17 protein-coding genes are annotated in these 18,310 nt (G+C 43.7%); 8 read left to right on the top strand and 9 right to left on the bottom strand.

Features of this window, described 5'->3' with window-relative positions; genetic code table 11:
* Positions 1–81: 81 nt before the first annotated feature.
* The 3 genes from B050_RS23240 to fabG all read right to left on the bottom strand — a co-directional run bounded on the left by B050_RS23240 (position 82) and on the right by fabG (position 2,324).
* The gene (locus tag B050_RS23240) at positions 82–258 is read right to left on the bottom strand and encodes a hypothetical protein (RefSeq protein WP_018473799.1); all 177 of its coding nucleotides are present in this window, start codon (positions 256–258) and stop codon (positions 82–84) included.
* Between the two features lie 243 nt (positions 259–501).
* Positions 502–1,353 carry an SPFH domain-containing protein gene (locus tag B050_RS0110090; protein WP_018473798.1) on the bottom strand — a complete coding sequence of 284 codons (852 nt, stop codon included), beginning with the start codon at positions 1,351–1,353 and terminating at the stop codon, positions 502–504.
* 224 nt (positions 1,354–1,577) lie between these two features.
* On the bottom strand, positions 1,578–2,324 hold the full coding sequence (gene fabG, locus B050_RS0110085) for a 3-oxoacyl-[acyl-carrier-protein] reductase (RefSeq protein ID WP_018473797.1): 747 nt from the start codon (positions 2,322–2,324) through the stop codon (positions 1,578–1,580).
* Positions 2,325–2,633: 309 nt separating this feature from the next.
* On the opposite strand from fabG, the gene lpdA reads away from it, so the two are divergent.
* The 7 genes from lpdA to B050_RS0110050 all read left to right on the top strand — a co-directional run bounded on the left by lpdA (position 2,634) and on the right by B050_RS0110050 (position 9,569).
* Positions 2,634–4,031, top strand: a complete 1,398-nt coding sequence (gene lpdA / locus B050_RS0110080; protein ID WP_018473796.1) for a dihydrolipoyl dehydrogenase — start codon at positions 2,634–2,636, stop codon at positions 4,029–4,031.
* Between the two features lie 93 nt (positions 4,032–4,124).
* On the top strand, positions 4,125–4,658 hold the full coding sequence (locus B050_RS0110075) for an RNA polymerase sigma factor (protein WP_018473795.1): 534 nt from the start codon (positions 4,125–4,127) through the stop codon (positions 4,656–4,658).
* Positions 4,658–5,503: an anti-sigma factor gene (locus tag B050_RS0110070; protein WP_026235782.1), complete on the top strand. Its 846-nt coding sequence runs from the start codon at positions 4,658–4,660 to the stop codon at positions 5,501–5,503. Before B050_RS0110075 ends, B050_RS0110070 begins: the two co-directional genes overlap by 1 nt.
* A 140-nt stretch (positions 5,504–5,643) precedes the next feature.
* Positions 5,644–6,078 carry a DUF2721 domain-containing protein gene (locus B050_RS0110065; protein ID WP_026235781.1) on the top strand — a complete coding sequence of 145 codons (435 nt, stop codon included), beginning with the start codon at positions 5,644–5,646 and terminating at the stop codon, positions 6,076–6,078.
* Positions 6,079–6,093: 15 nt separating this feature from the next.
* Positions 6,094–6,996 (top strand): glycerophosphodiester phosphodiesterase family protein, encoded by a 903-nt coding sequence (locus tag B050_RS0110060; RefSeq protein WP_018473791.1) that lies wholly within the window; start codon positions 6,094–6,096, stop codon positions 6,994–6,996.
* Positions 6,997–7,007: 11 nt separating this feature from the next.
* The gene (locus B050_RS0110055) at positions 7,008–8,027 is read left to right on the top strand and encodes a threonine aldolase family protein (RefSeq protein ID WP_044202224.1); all 1,020 of its coding nucleotides are present in this window, start codon (positions 7,008–7,010) and stop codon (positions 8,025–8,027) included.
* A 279-nt stretch (positions 8,028–8,306) separates the two neighbouring features.
* Positions 8,307–9,569, top strand: coding sequence for a replication-associated recombination protein A (locus B050_RS0110050; RefSeq protein WP_026235779.1), 1,263 nt, complete (start codon positions 8,307–8,309; stop codon positions 9,567–9,569).
* A gap of 110 nt (positions 9,570–9,679) precedes the next feature.
* Here B050_RS0110050 and B050_RS0110045 read toward each other — a convergent pair whose 3' ends face one another.
* From B050_RS0110045 to B050_RS0110015, 6 genes are all read right to left on the bottom strand, one after another.
* Positions 9,680–12,127: an OmpA family protein gene (locus B050_RS0110045; RefSeq protein WP_018473788.1), complete on the bottom strand. Its 2,448-nt coding sequence runs from the start codon at positions 12,125–12,127 to the stop codon at positions 9,680–9,682.
* 13 nt (positions 12,128–12,140) lie between these two features.
* On the bottom strand, positions 12,141–13,310 hold the full coding sequence (locus B050_RS0110040; protein ID WP_026235778.1) for a hypothetical protein: 1,170 nt from the start codon (positions 13,308–13,310) through the stop codon (positions 12,141–12,143).
* A 413-nt stretch (positions 13,311–13,723) separates the two neighbouring features.
* Entirely contained in the window at positions 13,724–14,020 is a 297-nt protein-coding gene (locus tag B050_RS0110030) for a thiamine-binding protein (RefSeq protein WP_018473785.1), read from the bottom strand.
* Between the two features lie 68 nt (positions 14,021–14,088).
* Entirely contained in the window at positions 14,089–14,649 is a 561-nt protein-coding gene (gene pth, locus B050_RS0110025) for an aminoacyl-tRNA hydrolase (protein WP_018473784.1), read from the bottom strand.
* A gap of 93 nt (positions 14,650–14,742) precedes the next feature.
* Entirely contained in the window at positions 14,743–15,330 is a 588-nt protein-coding gene (locus B050_RS0110020; protein WP_018473783.1) for a 50S ribosomal protein L25/general stress protein Ctc, read from the bottom strand.
* 40 nt (positions 15,331–15,370) lie between these two features.
* Positions 15,371–16,300, bottom strand: coding sequence for a ribose-phosphate pyrophosphokinase (locus B050_RS0110015; protein ID WP_018473782.1), 930 nt, complete (start codon positions 16,298–16,300; stop codon positions 15,371–15,373).
* Between the two features lie 739 nt (positions 16,301–17,039).
* Between B050_RS0110015 and B050_RS0110010 the strand changes: the two genes are divergently transcribed.
* Positions 17,040–18,248 carry an OprO/OprP family phosphate-selective porin gene (locus tag B050_RS0110010; protein WP_018473781.1) on the top strand — a complete coding sequence of 403 codons (1,209 nt, stop codon included), beginning with the start codon at positions 17,040–17,042 and terminating at the stop codon, positions 18,246–18,248.
* The last annotated feature ends 62 nt before the right edge of the window (positions 18,249–18,310 follow it).

Here is an 18,310-nt window from a genome sequence, read left to right as displayed (position 1 = left end):
CCAATCTAAAAAGTGAGGTGTCAGCACCTGGGCTTTGAGGATGGGAGGCGAATATATGCTTAGGGTCAGCAGTGAAGGAGACTATTCTCCCTTGCTGCTGGCCTTATTATTTGGTAAGCGCTTGGCTTTCCTAAGCGCCTCATAGATGATATATTCCAATTGCCCATTGGTGCTTCTGAATTCCTCAGCAGCCCATTTTTCCACTTCCTTCATGGTCCTTTCATCTATTCTCAGAGCGAAAGGTTTTTTATTTGCCATTTTCTAAGCCCTCCTTCATGTTTTTAATGCACATTAACTTATTTTATTTGAGGGTTTCCCCTTTTTCTATTCTCTCATTGAGAATCAATAATCAGGCCCGAAGCCATTGAAATTCCATTGTATAGGTTGGTACCGTTACTCTTCCCTTGGCTAGGAAAGACGTAGTATATCGGTCTGTACCTTCATAAGAAAAGGGCAGGATCTGCTTCCGGAGCCCTTTACTTATGATATTTTGCAGCTGAATTATTGATGTAAGGTTCCGACATTCAGCACAGGACTCGCGCTTTTGTCTGAGCAGAGCACCACCATTAGGTTGCTGACCATAGTAGCCTTCTTATCCTCGTCAAATTCTATGATGTTATTTTTCTTTAGGTCTGCCAAGGCCATTTCCACCATTCCCACAGCACCGTCCACGATTTTCCTCCGTGCAGCAACGATCGCTGATGCCTGCTGTCTTTGGAGCATTGCGCTGGCGATTTCGGAGGCATAGGCTAAATGGCTGATTCTTGCTTCGATCACCTGAATGCCTGCATGCTCCAGTCTTTCACTGATCTCCTGCTCCAGAGATTGATTGATGTCTTCCACGCCAGATCGTAAAGTGATCTCGGCATCCTCTGCTTCGAAATCATCGTAAGGATATAATCCTGCCATCTTTCGCACCGCTGCATCCGCTTGCAAATGGACGAAGTTTTCGAAATTTTCTACATCAAAAGAGGCCTTGAAAGTATCTTCAACTTTCCACACGACGATCGTTCCAATCATTACAGGATTGCCTATTTTGTCATTTACTTTCATCGGTTGGTTTTCGAAATTGCGTACTCGCAATGATATTTTGTCTTTTGACATAAAGGGATTCACCCAAAAGAAACCATTTGATTTTACTGAGCCTTTATAAGCTCCAAATAATAGCAAAACCACGGCCTTATTAGGATTTACAATGAAGAATCCGGGTACAAAAAAGATCATAAGAATACTCAGTAGAATGCCGATGATAAACTGTCCTGAAGTAAATAGTACGATTTGGGCAGGAATAATCAGAAGCAATATGACAAAGAGCATCAGAAATCCATTGATGGGTTTGATTGTTTTTTCCATGTTAGTATGATTTAAAAGTGATATCATTTTGATATACGTTTAGATCAATCAAAAAGTTGATTATTAGTCGTTTAATTGTCGGAAATAAAATGAGTAAGTGGAAGGAGATTATTGATTTATTACCCAAATCAATTTAGACATCAGGTGAAATCAGAGAGGCGGGAGGATGAAAAAGTGATGTAAGAGGCAGAATGGAATGTTCTGCCTCTTTTATTTTTTAGGTATTAGGTTAGCATAGCGCCATCGACCTGAATCACCTGACCAGAGATATAAGAGCTCATGTCAGAACCAAGGAAGACACAGGCGTTTGCGACTTCTTCGGGTTGTCCACCGCGCTTCATAGGGATGGCGTCTCTCCATCCCTGGACGGTTTTCTCATCGAGTACATCTGTCATTTCTGTTTCGATGAATCCTGGTGCCACGGCATTACTTCTGATGCCACGAGAGCCTAGTTCTAGGGCCACAGACTTGGTAAATCCGATGATGCCTGCTTTAGAGGCGGCATAATTAGCTTGTCCAGCATTCCCTTTAATACCGACCACGGAGGTGATATTAATGATGGAACCTGATTTTTGTTTCATCAACGTTCTGGTGGCGGCCTTTACGGTGTTAAAGCAGGATTTAAGGTTGATATTCATTACCTGATCCCATGCTTCTTCGGTCATTCTCATCAGCAGGTTATCTTTGGTAATACCGGCATTGTTGATGAGGACATCGAGGGAGCCGAATTCCTTCACTACCTCGGACACGAGCTCTTCGGCTGCGGCGAAGTCAGAGGCATCAGAACGAAAGCCTTTGGCTTTTACTCCGAATTGAGCAAGCTCTTGCTCGAGGGCTTGGCCTTTTTCTACGCTTGACAAAAAAGTAAAGGCGACATTAGCACCTTCCTGAGCATATTTAATAGCGATAGCTCTTCCTATTCCTTTAGAGGCTCCGGTGATCAGAGCTGTTTTTCCAGTTAATAATCCCATATCAAAATTAAAGTTTGTGCATTTTAGAAAGTCAAAAATAGGGATTTTATCGCAAAATCTATCGTGGATAAGGGGATATAGGCAGGGGATAAAGGAGCACTTTCTATAAATATCCTTCTTAAGACTGATTCATATTCGAGAAACAGGATAATTTTGGCGAATGTATAGGAACTTTGAATAAGGTCTGGCAAGGTCGAAACCTGCTGGATTTGGCCAGGAATAGGGAATGATAATAGAAACCAAATTTTTTTCTGTGGCTAAATAGTTTAAATTTGCGAAGGTAAAATTGCTATTTTAAAACATATACATATGTCTTCAACAAAATTCGATGTAATTGTAGTTGGTAGTGGTCCCGGTGGTTATGTAGCCGCTATTCGGGCCTCACAGCTAGGACTCAAAACTGCCGTAGTAGAAGCTGCCGAGCTAGGCGGTATTTGTTTGAACTGGGGATGTATTCCCACCAAGGCTTTATTGAAAAGTGCCCAAGTTTTTGAATATATCAATCATTCTGAAGATTATGGCATTACGGTAAGTGACGCCAAGGCTGATTTTGGTAGCATGGTGAAGCGAAGCAGGGGAGTGGCCCAAGGAATGAGCAAGGGGATTCAGTTTTTGTTTAAGAAAAACAAAATTGAGCAACTCTTAGGCTGGGGAAAAGTGAAGCCAGGAAAAAAAGTAGAGGTAGAAGATAAAGAGGGAAATAAAACCACCTACAGTGCAGATCATATTATCATCGCTACTGGAGCTAGATCAAGAGAGCTTCCAGCAGTGAAGATTGACGATGAGAAGGTAATCGGATACCGCAAAGCCATGACTTTGGATAAGCAGCCTAAGAAAATGGTGGTTGTTGGTTCTGGAGCGATTGGAGTGGAGTTTGCTTATTTTTATGCGGCTATCGGTACTGAGGTGACTATCGTTGAATTCTTGGACCGTATCGTGCCTAATGAAGATCCTGAGGTTTCTAAAACTCTGGAGAAGCTATACAAAAAGGCGGGAATGAAGATCATGACCAGTACGGAAGTGACCGCAGTAGATACCAGCGGTGAAGGCTGCAAGGTAACTGTGAAAAGCAAGAAAGGTGAAGAAACCATTGATTGCGATATTGTACTCTCAGCGGTAGGTGTAGTGGCCAATGTGGAGAATTGCGGTCTTGAGGATGTTGGGATTTTGGTGGACAGAGGCCGTGTTCAGGTCGATGAATACTATAAAACTAATATGCCAGGATACTATGCGATTGGGGATGTGATCCCAGGTCCAGCCTTGGCACACGTAGCCTCTGCGGAAGGAATCATCTGCGTGGAGAAGATCGCTGGTCAACAGCCGGAGCCATTGGATTATAATAATATCCCAGGCTGTACTTATTGCTCTCCGGAAATAGCCTCAGTAGGTTATACAGAAGAAAAAGCTAAGGAAGCTGGATATGAAATCAAGGTAGGCAAGTTCCCTTTCACTGCATCAGGAAAAGCTTCTGCTGCTGGCGCCAAGGATGGATTTGTTAAATTGATATTTGATGCTAAATACGGTGAGGTCCTTGGTGGTCATATGATCGGTGCCAATGTCACAGAAATGATCGCTGAGATCGTGGCTATCCGTAAGCTGGAAACCACGGGTCATGAGTTGATCAAAACGGTGCACCCGCATCCGACCATGTCCGAAGCCATCATGGAAGCAGCCGCTGCGGCATATGATGAAGTGATACATTTGTAATTGTCATAAACTTATCATAATATTATAACACGAGACGGGAAACCGCCTCGTGTTTCTTTTTTGAAACTAATTACCCATAAAATTTAGCATCATTTGCAGGAAGAACAACTCATAAGTGGGCTTAGGGATAGAGATAAGCAGACCGTGGATTATTTATATGATAAATATTCCCATGCACTGTTTGCCGTTATCTCAAGGGTGATTAGAGATCGCGATATCGCGGAAGAGGTGTTTCATGATGCCTTCGTAAAAATTATCCGTAAGATCGATAGCTATGATGAATCCAAAGGTAAGCTTTATACTTGGATGGCTAACGTATGTCGAAACGCAGCAATAGACAAAACACGCTCTAAAGAGTTTTCTCAAAATAGTAAGACCAATACCATAGATCAGTACGTATATGGTTTGGAAGGTGCCTCAGGTACAGCCCAAATAGTAGATGGTATCGGTGTAAAGGAACTCATGACTTCTCTAAGTGAGGAACAGCGATTTGTGATAGAATGTATTTATTTTAAAGGATACACCCATTCCGAAATTTCTGAAGAATTCGAAATTCCACTGGGAACAGTGAAATCAAGGATACGTGCAGCCTTAGGGGTATTAAAAAAGAATATTAATAGAATATAGTGGATATCCAATCTTATATAGCGTCAGGAAAGTTGGAGCTCTTTGTGCTGGGGGAACTCAGTGATAGAGAGCAAGAGGAAGTGCTGAGCCTGGCTCAACAATATCCCGAAATCCAACAAGAGCTGGATGATATCCAGGAGGCAATGATGACCTTTGATATGAAAAGTGGTCTTGCCCCCTCTTTGGATACCAAAAACAAGATATTTGATTCCTTGGAGGAAGATCTCCAGGAAAAACCTATAATCAACAGTCCTAAGCAAACTACCAAAGTGACTTCTGCGCCGATGGCCAAAGAAGTGGCGATTAATGCCTCCGGCTGGAAAACCTTCGCCGTGGCTGCCTCCGTGGTAGCTGTATTGGCCTCTGCTGCCGCTATTTACTTTGCAGGTAAATTCTATGATGTGGAAGAGCGATTTACCGCCTTATTGCAAGAAAGAAATATCCTCTCCGAGGACCTGGAAATCAATCAAGCTAAATATCAAGAGCTGGACACCCAGATGGAAACCTTCCTTGCTGGTAATTATAGCCGCATCCCGATGAAAGGTGAGCCTTTTGAAATCCAGAAAGAGGCACGTGTGGATGTGTTCTGGGATAAGGAAAGCCAACAAGTATTCGTATCTGTCAATCAACTGGCCAGCCTGGAGGAAGATCAAGACTATCAACTATGGGCGATTGGTGATGATGGTCCCGTGGGGATCGGAATTGTAAAGCCCGGGCAGAAGCTGACCTTCCAACAGATGAGTGCTGCCGCCTCCGCCGGAGCTTTTGCGATCACCATAGAGCCTAAAGGAGGAAGTAAATCGCCTACCTTAGAGAAACTCGTGGTACTCGGCGAGGTGACTTAATATCGCCAACATCCTATTCCTATTTAAAAAATTAAGACAACCCCTGTCAATATTCCTGGCTGGGGTTGCTGGTTTTTTGCCAAAACTTTTTTAATACCTTCAAAATTCCTGAATTTAGTCCTGTAAAATCAAACACACCTATGGAATTGCAATTGTCCACCCCGGCCCTGCTTTTTTCGGCCATAACCCTTTTGATGCTGGCCTATACCAATCGGTTTTTGGCAATGGCGAGCCTGATTCGAGGCCTGAGCGAACGCTATCGTGAAAAACCCGACGATGTAAGGCTTATGGAGCAACTGAAAAGTCTCAGACAAAGAACGATAATGATCAAAAATATGCAAACCTTCGGCGTGTTGAGCTTTTTGCTTTGTGTCATCTGCATGTTTTTGATCTATAAGGAAATAGAAACCTGGGCAAATATTACCTTCATGCTAAGCATGGTGGCCCTTTTGATCTCATTAGGAATATCCCTTTGGGAAATAATCCTCTCCACCAGAGCCTTGAGTATAGAACTCAGTGGCATGGAGGAGGTCTTCAAAAAATCCAGATCCAATCCATTTAATTTCAAAAAATAAAGTAAAAGCCTGCTTATGAAAGTGTTTACCCCAATCAAACTGTTTGGACTAGGACTCGCCTATCTACTCGTAGCCTGCTCCAGCCCATCGTCTCAAGAAGCTGGAAAATCCGTCGATTCCTCCTTATTGGCTTTCCAATCTCTGGAGGAGACCAAGGAGTTCTTTAACTGGAAGGAAGGCCAAAGTCCCCTGATCAGCGCTCATCGTGGAGGGAGCTATCCTGGATATCCCGAAAATGCCATAGAGACTTTTCAGTATGTTCTCGATCATAGCCCTGTAATTATCGAATGCGATATCTCGATGAGTAAGGATTCTGTACTGCTCATGATGCATGATAATACAGTAAACCGAACCACCAACGGAAATGGAGAGGTTTCTAAGATGCGCTGGGATGAATTAGAAGATCTCAAATTGGTGGACGAGGAAGGTGCACTTACCGACTATGAAATCCCCAGGCTGGAAGAGGTATTGATCTGGGCAAAGGGCAGGACGGTGCTAACCCTGGATATCAAAAGAGGTGTTCCTTATGAGAAAATCATTGAAACTATCCGTCAAACACGATCTGAGGCCTCAGTGGCATTGATCACCTATAGCCTGGATGCAGCCAGAAAACTGAACCACCTGGCGCCGGACTTGATGTTGTCAGTGACCATCAGAAATGAGCAAGAATTGTCTGCGGTATTGGCTTCGGGTATTCCAAAGGGAAATATAATCGCCTTTACCGGGCTAGCTGAGCGTAGTGCTGAGTTTAATCAGCAATTACACCAGCAGGGTATATTCGCTATTTTGGGCGTGTTGGGGAACCTGGATAAGCGGGCCGAAGCTCGCGGAGATAAAATATATAGGGATTTTGTAAGTAATGGAGCGGATATATTGGCGACAGATCGCCCAATAGAAGTAGCGGAATCCATTTATTAAAAGCTGGACTCATGATAATAGATCTAAGGAGTGATACGCTGACTAAACCCACAGCAGCAATGAAAGAGGCTATGTGGAGCGCAGCGATAGGGGATGATGTGTTTGGGGAGGATCCGACAGTAATTGCTTTAGAGGAGAAACTTGCCAAGCGGTTTGGTATGGAAGCAGGTTTATTTTGCCCTTCAGGGACCATGACCAACCAGATCGCCATTAAGCTACACGCTGGCCCCCACAAAGAGGTGATTTGTCATAAAGAATCGCATATTTACCTCTATGAAGGTGGCGGGATAATGGCCAATTCTATGAGTTCTGTTAGACTATTGGAAGGAGAATATGGGAAAATATCATTAGCTGATATCCAATCGGCGGTGCAGCCAGATGATGTATATGCTCCCGAAACGGCCCTGGTAAGCCTGGAGAATACGATGAATAAGGGAGGCGGGAGTATCTATACATTGGCCGATATTGAGCCTATTTCGGATTGGTGTAGAAATAATGCCATTAAGCTGCATTTGGATGGTGCGAGGATTTTCAATGCTTTGGTAGCTTCCGGGGAAGCTGCAGAAGATTGGGGACCACGTTTCGATACCCTATCAGTATGCCTCAGCAAGGGCCTTGGATGCCCGGTAGGCTCAGTACTATTAGGGGATAGGCAGACTATATGGAGAGCTAGGAAGATCAGAAAGGCAATGGGAGGTGGAATGAGGCAGGCAGGCTTATTGGCAGCAGCGGGGATATATGCTTTGGATCATCATATTGAGAGACTTGCAGAGGATCATCGCCGGGCAGAAATATTGGCGGGCTACCTGGGAAACTTATCAGGGGTGAGGACTGTTTTGCCTGTCCGTACCAATATTGTAATTGCCCAACTGGAGCCTAAGGTGAAGCCGGAAATGATGATCGGGAAACTGAAAGCGATCGGGATTTTAGGAGTGACTTTTGGAGAAGATAGTATTCGATTGGTGACCCATTTGGATTTTGGAGATGAAGACCTGAACCGACTACGCGAGAAGTTGGCAGGAGGCTTGTAAGATTTGCACAGAATATGCCCCATGGTGACTTAGCCTTAAAATGAAAAGGGAATGTGCTTTCGATGAACTGACTACTTTCCATGCCATGGAACCTTCCGGTAATTCTCTGGCTAGCGTAAGTTCGGCTTTATAAATGCTTCAATGAGAGAGAAAGTAGGGAATACCCCTTTTTCCCTAATAGTGAATATTCTCTTGGAGCTATTCAAGCACGATATTGGGGAAGGTCAACTATGGGTGAGTAGTAGAAATTTGTTTACAGAAAAGAGAAGAGATAAAGATATGAGTCAAGAGCCGTTAGCAGAGCGTATGAGGCCCAAAAGCCTGGATGAGTTAATAGGGCAACCCCATCTGAGTGAGCCGGGGACCTTTCTGTACCGGGCAATAAAATCCAGTACCGTACCCTCACTCATCCTTTGGGGACCTCCGGGGGTGGGGAAGACCACCATTGCTAATATTATAGCCAATGAGGTCAAGGCTCCTTTTTATATCCTGAGTGCGATTAGCTCTGGGGTGAAGGATATCCGGGAGGTTATAGAGAAGGCCCGTTTTCAGCAGGGAGTGGTGCTCTTTATTGATGAGATTCATCGATTTAATAAATCCCAACAAGATGCTTTGCTCGGAGCGGTGGAAAAAGGCCATGTTCGTCTGATAGGTGCCACTACCGAGAACCCCTCTTTTGAGGTCAATGCCGCCTTGCTTTCTCGTTGCCAGGTGTTTACCCTGAACCACCTTGAGCGAGATGGACTGGAAGCGATGCTGGTCCAAGCCATGGAAAAGGATATCCTCATGAAGTCAAAGTCCATAGAGCTAAAGGAAACTGAGGCCCTGCTGCGTCTATCTGGTGGAGATGGCCGGAAATTACTGAATTTATTCGAAATAGTGGTCAATGGCATTCCTGATGACCCTATAGTGATCACCAATGATAAGGTCACCGAAATTGCCCAACAAAAAGTGGCAATGTATGATAAGTCCGGCGAACAGCATTATGATATTATATCGGCGTTTATAAAATCCATTCGTGGCTCTGATCCCAATGCAGCAGTATATTGGCTGGCCAGAATGATTGAGGGAGGAGAGGATGTGAAGTTTATTGCTCGGCGACTTGTGATATTAGCTTCCGAGGACATCGGAAATGCCAATCCTAATGCACTATTGCTGGCCACTCAGTGTTTTGATGCTGTCAAGATCATTGGATATCCGGAGGCACGTATAGTCCTTTCGCAATGTGTGACCTACCTGGCGAGTTCAGCCAAAAGTAATGCGAGTTATATCGCTATTAATAAAGCTCAGGCCATTGTAAGACAGGAGGGAGACCTTCCTGTCCCTATTCACCTTCGTAATGCCCCTACTAAGTTGATGAAAGACCTTAATTATGGCAAAGGGTATAAATATGCCCACGACTATCCAGGTAATTTTGTGGTGGAAGAATTTATGCCTGAAAAGCTCAAAGGGCAGAAGTTGTATGAGCCGGGCATCAATGCGAGAGAAAATGATCTTCGTAAATACCTGCAAAAAATGTGGGGTAAAAAATATGACTATTAATGGCCCCCGAAAGCTGTAACTATCCACCTTCCACGGCCAGCTATAAGACAAAGCCTTAAACCAGGATTTGTGAAAGGATTAAGGGCAGGCCTGAGCAGCCTTTAATCCTTTCATTGCTTGGTAAGAATGGCAACTTCCACTTTACGATCCGAACTAAGGGGCTTACTTTGGTCGGGCTTTCTGTGGATTTGTCCTCCTACCGAAGTGAGAATCTGAGAAGCTTTAATGCCATAATCTGTCATCAATACTGACTTTACCGCCTCAATTCGCAAAGAGATAAGGTTCTGGTTATAGCTTAGGTTTCCAGTTTGATCTGCAAATCCTTCAAGGAACAATTGGCTTTCAGCATGCTGATTTGCCCAGTTTACCAAAGGTATTAGCTTTTGCTGCTCCTGAGCGGTAAATGTTTTTTGATTCGTGTCAAAGTAAATGGCTGTTTTGGAAGGGATTAATATTTCGCGATCCTCTCCAGTCACGAATACCGTGTCAGCACCCAGAGGGCTGATAGATCCAGCTAAGGCTGGGCTCGCAGGTTGCGCGGAGCTTTCTCCTATGGCCAGCGGTTGCTCGGCTTGAGCAGGCTTATCTGCCGCAATATATAATCCTGCAGTGGTCATTCCCAATGCCATCGCCGGAAGGTAATAATTTTGATAATCCTCAGCACTTACCAGATCATACCAATTACCAGCAGGTGCCGCAGCACTTTCTGTGATTGCATCTTCAGGGACATTTTTAGACTTCTTTCCGTTACCAGAAAATATAATGGGAACTGGGATCCAGCTATTGTGTGAGCCACCAGAGGTGGACTTATAATCGCCCTGACGGTAGCCGCTGCCCGACTCACTTTCCAATGACCTTCCTTGGTATCCTCCATTATAGGAGTTCTCCTCCTGAGAGCTATAGCCGGTAGGGGTGGAGGCCTGAGAACTGCTGGTCAATGGGGCTTGGGTATATTCCTCCTGCCCGTAGGCATACACAGGTGGCGAGGGATAGGCCCCCGCCAAAGTGTCTGTACTGCCTATCAGCGTGCGGGAATATACCGCGGAATCGCCAAAAGCAGGGTTCTGGGAAGAACTATATACTGTCTGTGGAATGAAAACCGGTACCTGATTGAAATATGGGCTAGCATTGAAAGGAATGGAGTCATTCATTCCAGTAGATAATAATAAAGCTTTCTTTTCTTCCAGTTTATCAATTTTCTTATCCAAATACACCTTTTCCTGATCCAAGCTATCAAGGTTCAGCTGCTCTTGGAACTGAGATTGTTTTAGGGATCTTAGTTGTGCCTGCTGAGCATTAGTAAGGCTGGTGTCAGCCTCCATTTTGGTGATAGTTTCTTGGTAGCCAAGCATCACAGCCTTGCTCGTTTCGGCATCCCTACCCACTTTAGCGCGGAGTTTTTCCTGCTCAAGTATCGCCATATCCACTTCTAATGCGGCCATTTGATTGTCCGTATAGTTCCAGAAAGGAGACTTGCCATTTAAGTAGGTATAGTAATTATTGATTATCGAAGGGCTGCCTGTATGGAACTCTTTTTCGATCTCAAATTTTTCCGTCTTAGGTTGCGGTATATCATTGACCACCGGCTTTGGAAGGGGGCTGGTGCTCGCTTTTGGTTGATATTGGCTATAAGTGGAGGATATAGACGGGGCTCTAAATTTATTTTTGGCTGCGCCAAAGCTGAATTTTATTCCTGCTCCATGATAGATATACCAGTCGTCAGATTTATCTGAGTTGCCTCTCCATTCGGGTTGGTTGCTATCTGGTCTTTGGTTTGGCTGTGCAGCATAGGCCACAAAGCTATCGTCATAGGCAGGACGGTATAAGCCTGCTACATCATCCAACTGATCAGAGAAAGCTCTTTTTACAGTGCTTTGGGCAAATAGCTCGAATTTATTGCTCAGGCGGATTTTTACTCCCAGCCCTATAGAGGCAAAGAGGCTATTAAGCTCGTATTTATCACCTGTTTCTGTATTTAGCTTCGCCAAATCGGTTTCATAATTGCCATCCAAAATTACTGGACCAGAGGCATAATCGTACTGATTACCTTCTGCATCCAATAGATCTCCTTTGATGGAATACCACATATAACCGCCTCCTAGTGTGAGGTAGGGAGCGAGAAAGGCATTTTTGCCTAACAACTTGCCATTGTCTGATCGGATGACCAAGGACAATCCAGCCTCTTCTGCTGAGGTATTGAAGTTCAGCGCCCGATTGAAGTTAGGGCTTTGGTCATATACCTTACCATCTGGCAGAATGTATTGATCACTCATGCCAAAATTGTACATTCCGTAATGGGCTTTCAGGCCAAGAGTGTTGGTCAGTTTTCGTTCTAAACTAATTTCACCCGAAAAGTCCTTTGCATAACGGTCGTTATACGTGAATAATTTAAGTGCATGGGATACATCCCCAAAGTTAGCTATGGGATAAGGACTTAGATCTCCATAATAGTTGGAAAATCCCCCGCTTACTCCTATACGCCAGTTATAATTGGCTTGCTGGGCATATCCGGTGATCATCACCAGACAGGCCATCAATGTGAGTTGAAGTTTTTTCATTATTATGGAGCTTTTATTTTTTGTCTAATCCCAACCAAAGATTGAATTCTAAGCTAAAGCCAGCATATGGCTGAAGTTGAAATTCCTCTTTGAAGGTGACTTGGTTTTCGGAAGTAACACCTACCAAGCCTGCATTGAAGCGGAATACCCGGAAGAGCTTATAGCCTAGCCCTGCATAGATGGGAAGGTTGACGAATGGTCCTGACAACTTGGTGCCATTATTGGACTCGAAATTCTGTAAGAATACCCCTGTAGAAAAGGATGCGTTTCCTAGAAACTTGGTGAACGTAGTATTGCCAAGTGGAAGGGATACGCCAGCATACATGCCGTTGAAATATTCAGTATCAGAGAAAGAACGTTTCATAGCGAATCCACCATAGCCAAAGTTTAGAGGAATGCTCACCGCTTTCTTCTCGGTCGGGTATCTTTTGATCTCTCTTATATCTACTAGCGCAAACATATTGTCGGCTAAGTATTGGTCCGTTTCATTATTAAGTAGTGCGATCAGCTCATCCACATATTGGGCGGCATATACTGCTCTTTCGTTATCATGCTCCTTCTCCTTACGGCCTAGAATATTGAATTTGGCTTTCTTAAGCTTGATTTCTTCCCTCTGATCCAGTTTTTGGGTCACGATATCACTGAAGCCACGGAAGTCCTGCTGGATAAAGTGGGAATAATTGGCTACTCCTTCGTTTACGATTTCGTTGAGCTGGTTGATCATTACCTTATCGGTATTATAGGATTTGATCTTACCTTTGTTGATCTCTAGATTTGCGCGGATATAAGCCTCCAGATTATGGTGGATGGCCCCTTTCAGCATCTGCATCTGGGTGGTATCGGCGCGCTGGTAGTAATAGAGAGCAATAGTATAATTATCATTGCTTCTTAGCGGATCACCCACGAGCATTTCATATTGATTGACTTCAAAGTCAAATGGCTGTTTCCAGGAATAGTTCTTCGCTTTGCTTTCCGATTTGGATGACAAATAGACCTTGGCTTCCACATAGGTAATTCCATTGGGGATGATGCCTTTGATATAGAAGATCTCCTCGGATGGAAGAGGATTGCCCTCGTTAATTTGATTATTAACCACATCAAAATAGACGGATTCAATCTGGGCATGGACATTGTGCGCAGCACATAATAGTCCTACAAGTAATAATGTAGTAAACTTCTTCATATGGATTTTAAGAAATAGTTTTAAAGATTCCAGGTCTGTCTGCAGAAGCAGATTTCTGGGGGCATGTCCCGGTGGCCGTAGGGACATGTTTACTTTTGGTGTGAAATTTTACACAATATAAGGCAAATTATATGCCGCTGGTTAATAGGGACATACGCACATATACGCAAACCGAAAAGTATATGCGAAAAACGTCTAAAAATGGCTTTTTTTACTAAAAATAATTATTGTTACCCTGTTTTTGGGCGTTTATTTAGAGATTTTAGCCTATTTGGCATCCTTTGTTTTTTCTCATTTTTACCAATTAAGGGACGAGAAATACTGAATTTGGAAAGAAGGAAGAAGCCATTCCTTTATCTCTATAAAAAGTGCATGGAAGATTTGATCCTTAAAGGATAGGAGGTGACGGGTACTTAATTTCTATGCTTATCGGTTTTTTCCCCCATGGTGACATCTCCATTTTTCCGGATCTGCATTCTATAATAAACTAATATTTCGTCTGCGCCGGCATCCAGTACCGCTTGCTGAGCCTCTTTAGCGATTTGAAGCAGCTGGTCTTCGGGGCCTTCCATTACTGTTTCGAAGGGATTGACTTCATAGGTTACCCCGGAGGCTTGGATGACCTCGATGGCCTTGTCCACTAGTTCGTAGGTGTCCATATCCTTACTTTTGGGGACGATTTGTAGGCCAAGATTGATGCTCTTGCTCATGATGAGTAGTTTATATAGGTGGATAGGATAGAGAAATAATGAATAGAGTTCAGCCCACCGAGTGGACCTTAATCGTTGAACTGGGTCATGGTGAGGTTGATGCCTGCGGTGACGAAGGATTTTATCATTTCTATGGATTTATCCATAAAGATGGGTAGCTCATTAATCTCAGCTTGTGACCATCTCCCGAGGACATAGTCCACTTGCCGGCCTTTGGGGTAGTCATCTCCGATTCCAAAGCGCAGTCTTGGGTAGTTTTGACCGCCAGTAAGTTCTTCTATATTTTTGAGGCCATTGTGTCCGGCGGCGGATCCTTTGCCACGTAGGCGCAGGCTCCCGAAGGGCAGGGCGACATCATCGACGATGACGAGGCAGTTTTCTTTAGGAATTTTTAATTCCTTCATCCAGTAGTTCATCGCTTTGCCACTTAGATTCATATAAGTGGTAGGTTTGATGAGCTGGAGGATGCGGCCTTTATATTTTATTTCAGAAGTGAAAGCCAGCCTATTGCTGGACCAGGAAGCACCTTCCTGATCAGCGAGTCTGTCGAGGGTGAGGAATCCAACATTGTGTCGGGTCAGCTCATATTCCGGGCCAATATTTCCAAGTCCAATAATTAGGTACTTCATGCTTAATGGTAGTTGCGGCTAAAATAAAAATCCTGCCAACAAAGTAATTGCTGGCAGGATAGAATTTCTGATTTCAATGGGGAGAGGCTTAAATTAAGCTTCGTCCTCATCCGTTGATTTCTTACCTCTAAGAGCTCTAGGGATACCGATGGTAGCAATAGATACGCTTGGGTTGGTAAGGATTTCAAAGCCTTCAGCTTTTACATTGTTTACTTTCACTGATTTACCTAGTTCCAGACCGTCGATAGATACTGGGATAACGTCAGGAAGGTCGTTTGCAAAACCTTTAACAGTAAGCGTTCTGGTTTTGATTTCCAGTTTACCACCTTTCAATAGACCTGGAGATTTTCCTTTAAGGTCCACAGGGATATCCATTTTGATAGCCTTAGTGTCACTATAAGCTAAGAAGTCAGCGTGAAGAAGTGTCTCACTTACTGGGTGATACTGTGCTTCACGAAGAATAGCTTTGATGATGGTTCCTTCGATATTCAAAGTTACCATGTGTACTTCAGGAGTATAGATCAACTCTCTGAAAAGGATAGCTGGAGCATGGAAGTGAATTTGCTCTTCGATACCTGGGCCGTAAACGACACAAGGAACGCTTCCTTCTTCACGGATCTGAGTCAATGTCGACTTGTCGAGATTTGCTCTTTTAAACCCTATAATCTCTAACGATTTCATAATAGTGTATTAATAGATATAAATAAATTGAAATTCACATTTAAACAAACAGGGCACTGATCGAGTCATTTCCTGTGACGGCATGGATCGCTTTTGCAAACAATTCTGCGACGGTCAGGACTTTGATCTTTGACGAATGCTGTTTGGATGGAATGGTATCGGTGATCACCAATTCCGATAATACTGACTTTTCAATATTATCATACGCTTTGCCGGATAATACTCCGTGTGTGGCGATGGCTCTTACGGAGTTGGCACCTTTGTCTAAGATGATTTCGGCGGCTTTGCACATGGTTCCTGCTGTGTCCACCAGGTCATCTACCAATACCACGTCTTTTCCTTCTACATTACCGATCAACTGCATGGAAGCCACCTCGTTGGCGCGCTTTCTGTGCTTATCACATACCACCATTTCCACTTCGAAATGCTTGGCGTAGGCCCTTGCTCTGCTTACTCCTCCGACATCCGGAGAGGCAAAGATCAGGTTATCCCCTAAATCAAGGCTTTTCAAATAGGGCACAAAAATAGCAGATCCATTTAAATGATCCAAAGGAATGTCGAAAAATCCTTGTATTTGGCCAGCATGTAAGTCGCAAGTCATAATCCGGTCAGCACCAGCAGACATGATCATATTGGCTATTAGCTTCGCTGCAATGGATACTCTTGGGCGGTCTTTACGATCCTGACGGGCATATCCATAATAAGGAACCACTGCGCATACCTTATAAGCGCTGGCTCTCTTGGCAGCATCTATCATCAAGCATAACTCCAGCAGATTGTCTGCATTGGGGTTGGTCGCTTGGATAAGGAATACATGGCACCCCCGGACAGACTCATCAAAGCTTGGGGACATCTCCCCATCACTAAACTTGGATAATGTCATCGCACCTAAATCCTGACCATAATTCGTAGCAATGGTTTCAGCCAAGTTTTTAGTGTTGGTTCCGGCAAAGAGTTTAACCTCGGGCATGTGTGTGTAGATTATGTTAAGGTAATAATTAAGGAATTTTTCGGTACAAAGATAAAAAAAAAGAGGGAACTGGATAATGTTGACCGATAGAATACCTCAAGGAAATTTTTTAATTTTTGATATCAGTGATCCAGCATTCCCCAGGCCCTCTGCAAGGCGTATTGCTAGGGGGTAATATCAGGATTATAATTACCTTCCTCCTCTGGTTTTATAGGCTTTTGCTCAGGGAAAAGGATGTAATTCTTAAAAAGTTAAAGCTAGCCGGGCACATTATTTGTTGAGAAGGACAGTCTTAAAGGGTAGGTTTTTCTTTTCCAGGATAGCTCGGTTGTGAGCTATAATATTGCCGTTATAATTATTTCGGCATTTCGCTGGGCGCTCCAATATGGCCCCACTGCGCACGGGATGGCTTCTTTACGATACTGCCAAAAGCAGCTCCTAAGTACTTGGTTGATATCATCGAGTGCACTGTATAGGTGAGCTATAATTGATTAATAAATAACATTTTAGAAATAAAATGGCCAGAAATATTACCTTTAAGATGTGTTTGATAACTTTAACATAACAAAAGCTTAACACTTGCCTTGTTTACCCTAAATAATAAAAGAGTAATTTTGCGGCTTGATTTAAGGGCTTACCCTTCCTATAATCAGCCTATTATTCTCAGGAAATGCAAGGAACTTGAGGGGATAGGATTATAAATTTTCTTAGTTTTACAATATTATTAGATTTCTGCTTTATGAAATTAGGCAAGGTGTATGTCTATGCCTTGTTGATAATGCTGTTTGCTGTGCCAGCCTATGGATTCCAGGAGCTTGCCAAGGACAGTCTTAGGACAGATATTAGACATACTTCAAAAGGATTCCAGTTTACCTCAGCGGATAACAAATTTCAGCTGCAGGTCGCTGGTCGCTTACAGTTAAGGTTTGCTACTCCCATGGATCAGGATCCCGAGACCTATAATGACTTTACGTCTGAGGACCAAAATGTATTTAAAATTAATCGGGCAAGGCTAAAGGTGGGGGGACATGCCTACCAGCCCTGGCTCAAGTATTATTTTGAATATGACTTAAGCGTCAACAGGCTATTGGATTTTCGGGTGATGGTGGAGAAGTGGCCCTGGCTGAAATTTAAGGCCGGCCAGTGGAAAATAGAATACACTAGAGAGCGCTCGATCTCCAGTGGCAAGCAACAAATGCTTGAGCGATCTCTCATCAATCGCGCCTTTACCCTGGATCGTCAGCAGGGAGTGTCTGTCTTTGGTAGGATCGATCAGGGGGGATTGGCAGACTTCAATTATCACCTATCCGTACTTACAGGGACAGGGTTAGGAGCTAAGGAGAATGATGATAAGAAACTTATGTATGTGGGGAAGGTGTTTTGGAATGTGCTCGGCGACGGCGTAGATATATCTGGCTCGGACCTCGTGCATTATGAAAGGCCTCATGCTTCCCTGGCAATTGCTGCCGCGACCAATACCAGTCCTTATACACGATTTTCCTCCAGCGGTGGCGGGGAATTGGTGGGATTCGAAGACGGCACCAACGGTCAATACCAGGTAAAACAATGGGTTTGGGAAACAGCCCTTAAGTACAAATCCTTTAGCTGGCAGTCGGAAGTTCATCGAAAGTATATATTAAATCATGAGAATAATATCCATACCGAGCTGCAAGGCTTCTATGTACAGGGAGGATATGTCCTCAATCATCAGGCAAAAGAGCAAGGAAGGCCTTTGTTTGAGTTGGCGGGAAGATATTCCTATTATGAGCCAAGAGTAAATTTACCCCAAAATTCACAAGAGGAATATGGTGTGGCGTTCAATTGCTTCTTTAATGAACACCTGAACAAGTTGACTGCAGATGTCACCTATTTTGATTTTGATGAATTGACGCTCTCAAGGGAGATCTCCCAGTGGCGGTTTAGGGTACAATATGATATTTCATTCTGATACTTATATAAAAGGGATAGCCCATTTTATAAAAAAAGCACAGTAATAAAAGACTGTGCTTT

Source organism: Echinicola pacifica DSM 19836, from assembly GCF_000373245.1.
GTDB classification, from domain to species: domain Bacteria; phylum Bacteroidota; class Bacteroidia; order Cytophagales; family Cyclobacteriaceae; genus Echinicola; species Echinicola pacifica.
Note: the sequence above shows the minus strand (reverse complement) of the source record. Positions and strands in the feature narration are given on the sequence as shown.

What these genes read in the sequence shown, in the direction of transcription:
- B050_RS0110030 (WP_018473785.1), bottom strand. Translation starts at nt 14,020, where the DNA reads ATGAGCAAGAGCATCAATCTTGGCCTACAAATCGTCCCCAAAAGTAAG.
- B050_RS0110010 (WP_018473781.1), top strand. Translation starts at nt 17,040, where the DNA reads ATGAAATTAGGCAAGGTGTATGTCTATGCCTTGTTGATAATGCTGTTT.
- B050_RS0110090 (WP_018473798.1), bottom strand. Translation starts at nt 1,353, where the DNA reads ATGGAAAAAACAATCAAACCCATCAATGGATTTCTGATGCTCTTTGTC.
- B050_RS0110050 (WP_026235779.1), top strand. Translation starts at nt 8,307, where the DNA reads ATGAGTCAAGAGCCGTTAGCAGAGCGTATGAGGCCCAAAAGCCTGGAT.
- lpdA (WP_018473796.1), top strand. Translation starts at nt 2,634, where the DNA reads ATGTCTTCAACAAAATTCGATGTAATTGTAGTTGGTAGTGGTCCCGGT.
- fabG (WP_018473797.1), bottom strand. Translation starts at nt 2,324, where the DNA reads ATGGGATTATTAACTGGAAAAACAGCTCTGATCACCGGAGCCTCTAAA.
- B050_RS0110065 (WP_026235781.1), top strand. Translation starts at nt 5,644, where the DNA reads ATGGAATTGCAATTGTCCACCCCGGCCCTGCTTTTTTCGGCCATAACC.
- B050_RS0110020 (WP_018473783.1), bottom strand. Translation starts at nt 15,330, where the DNA reads ATGAAATCGTTAGAGATTATAGGGTTTAAAAGAGCAAATCTCGACAAG.
- B050_RS0110060 (WP_018473791.1), top strand. Translation starts at nt 6,094, where the DNA reads ATGAAAGTGTTTACCCCAATCAAACTGTTTGGACTAGGACTCGCCTAT.
- B050_RS0110040 (WP_026235778.1), bottom strand. Translation starts at nt 13,310, where the DNA reads ATGAAGAAGTTTACTACATTATTACTTGTAGGACTATTATGTGCTGCG.
- B050_RS0110045 (WP_018473788.1), bottom strand. Translation starts at nt 12,127, where the DNA reads ATGAAAAAACTTCAACTCACATTGATGGCCTGTCTGGTGATGATCACC.
- B050_RS0110015 (WP_018473782.1), bottom strand. Translation starts at nt 16,300, where the DNA reads ATGCCCGAGGTTAAACTCTTTGCCGGAACCAACACTAAAAACTTGGCT.
- B050_RS23240 (WP_018473799.1), bottom strand. Translation starts at nt 258, where the DNA reads ATGGCAAATAAAAAACCTTTCGCTCTGAGAATAGATGAAAGGACCATG.
- pth (WP_018473784.1), bottom strand. Translation starts at nt 14,649, where the DNA reads ATGAAGTACCTAATTATTGGACTTGGAAATATTGGCCCGGAATATGAG.
- B050_RS0110055 (WP_044202224.1), top strand. Translation starts at nt 7,008, where the DNA reads ATGATAATAGATCTAAGGAGTGATACGCTGACTAAACCCACAGCAGCA.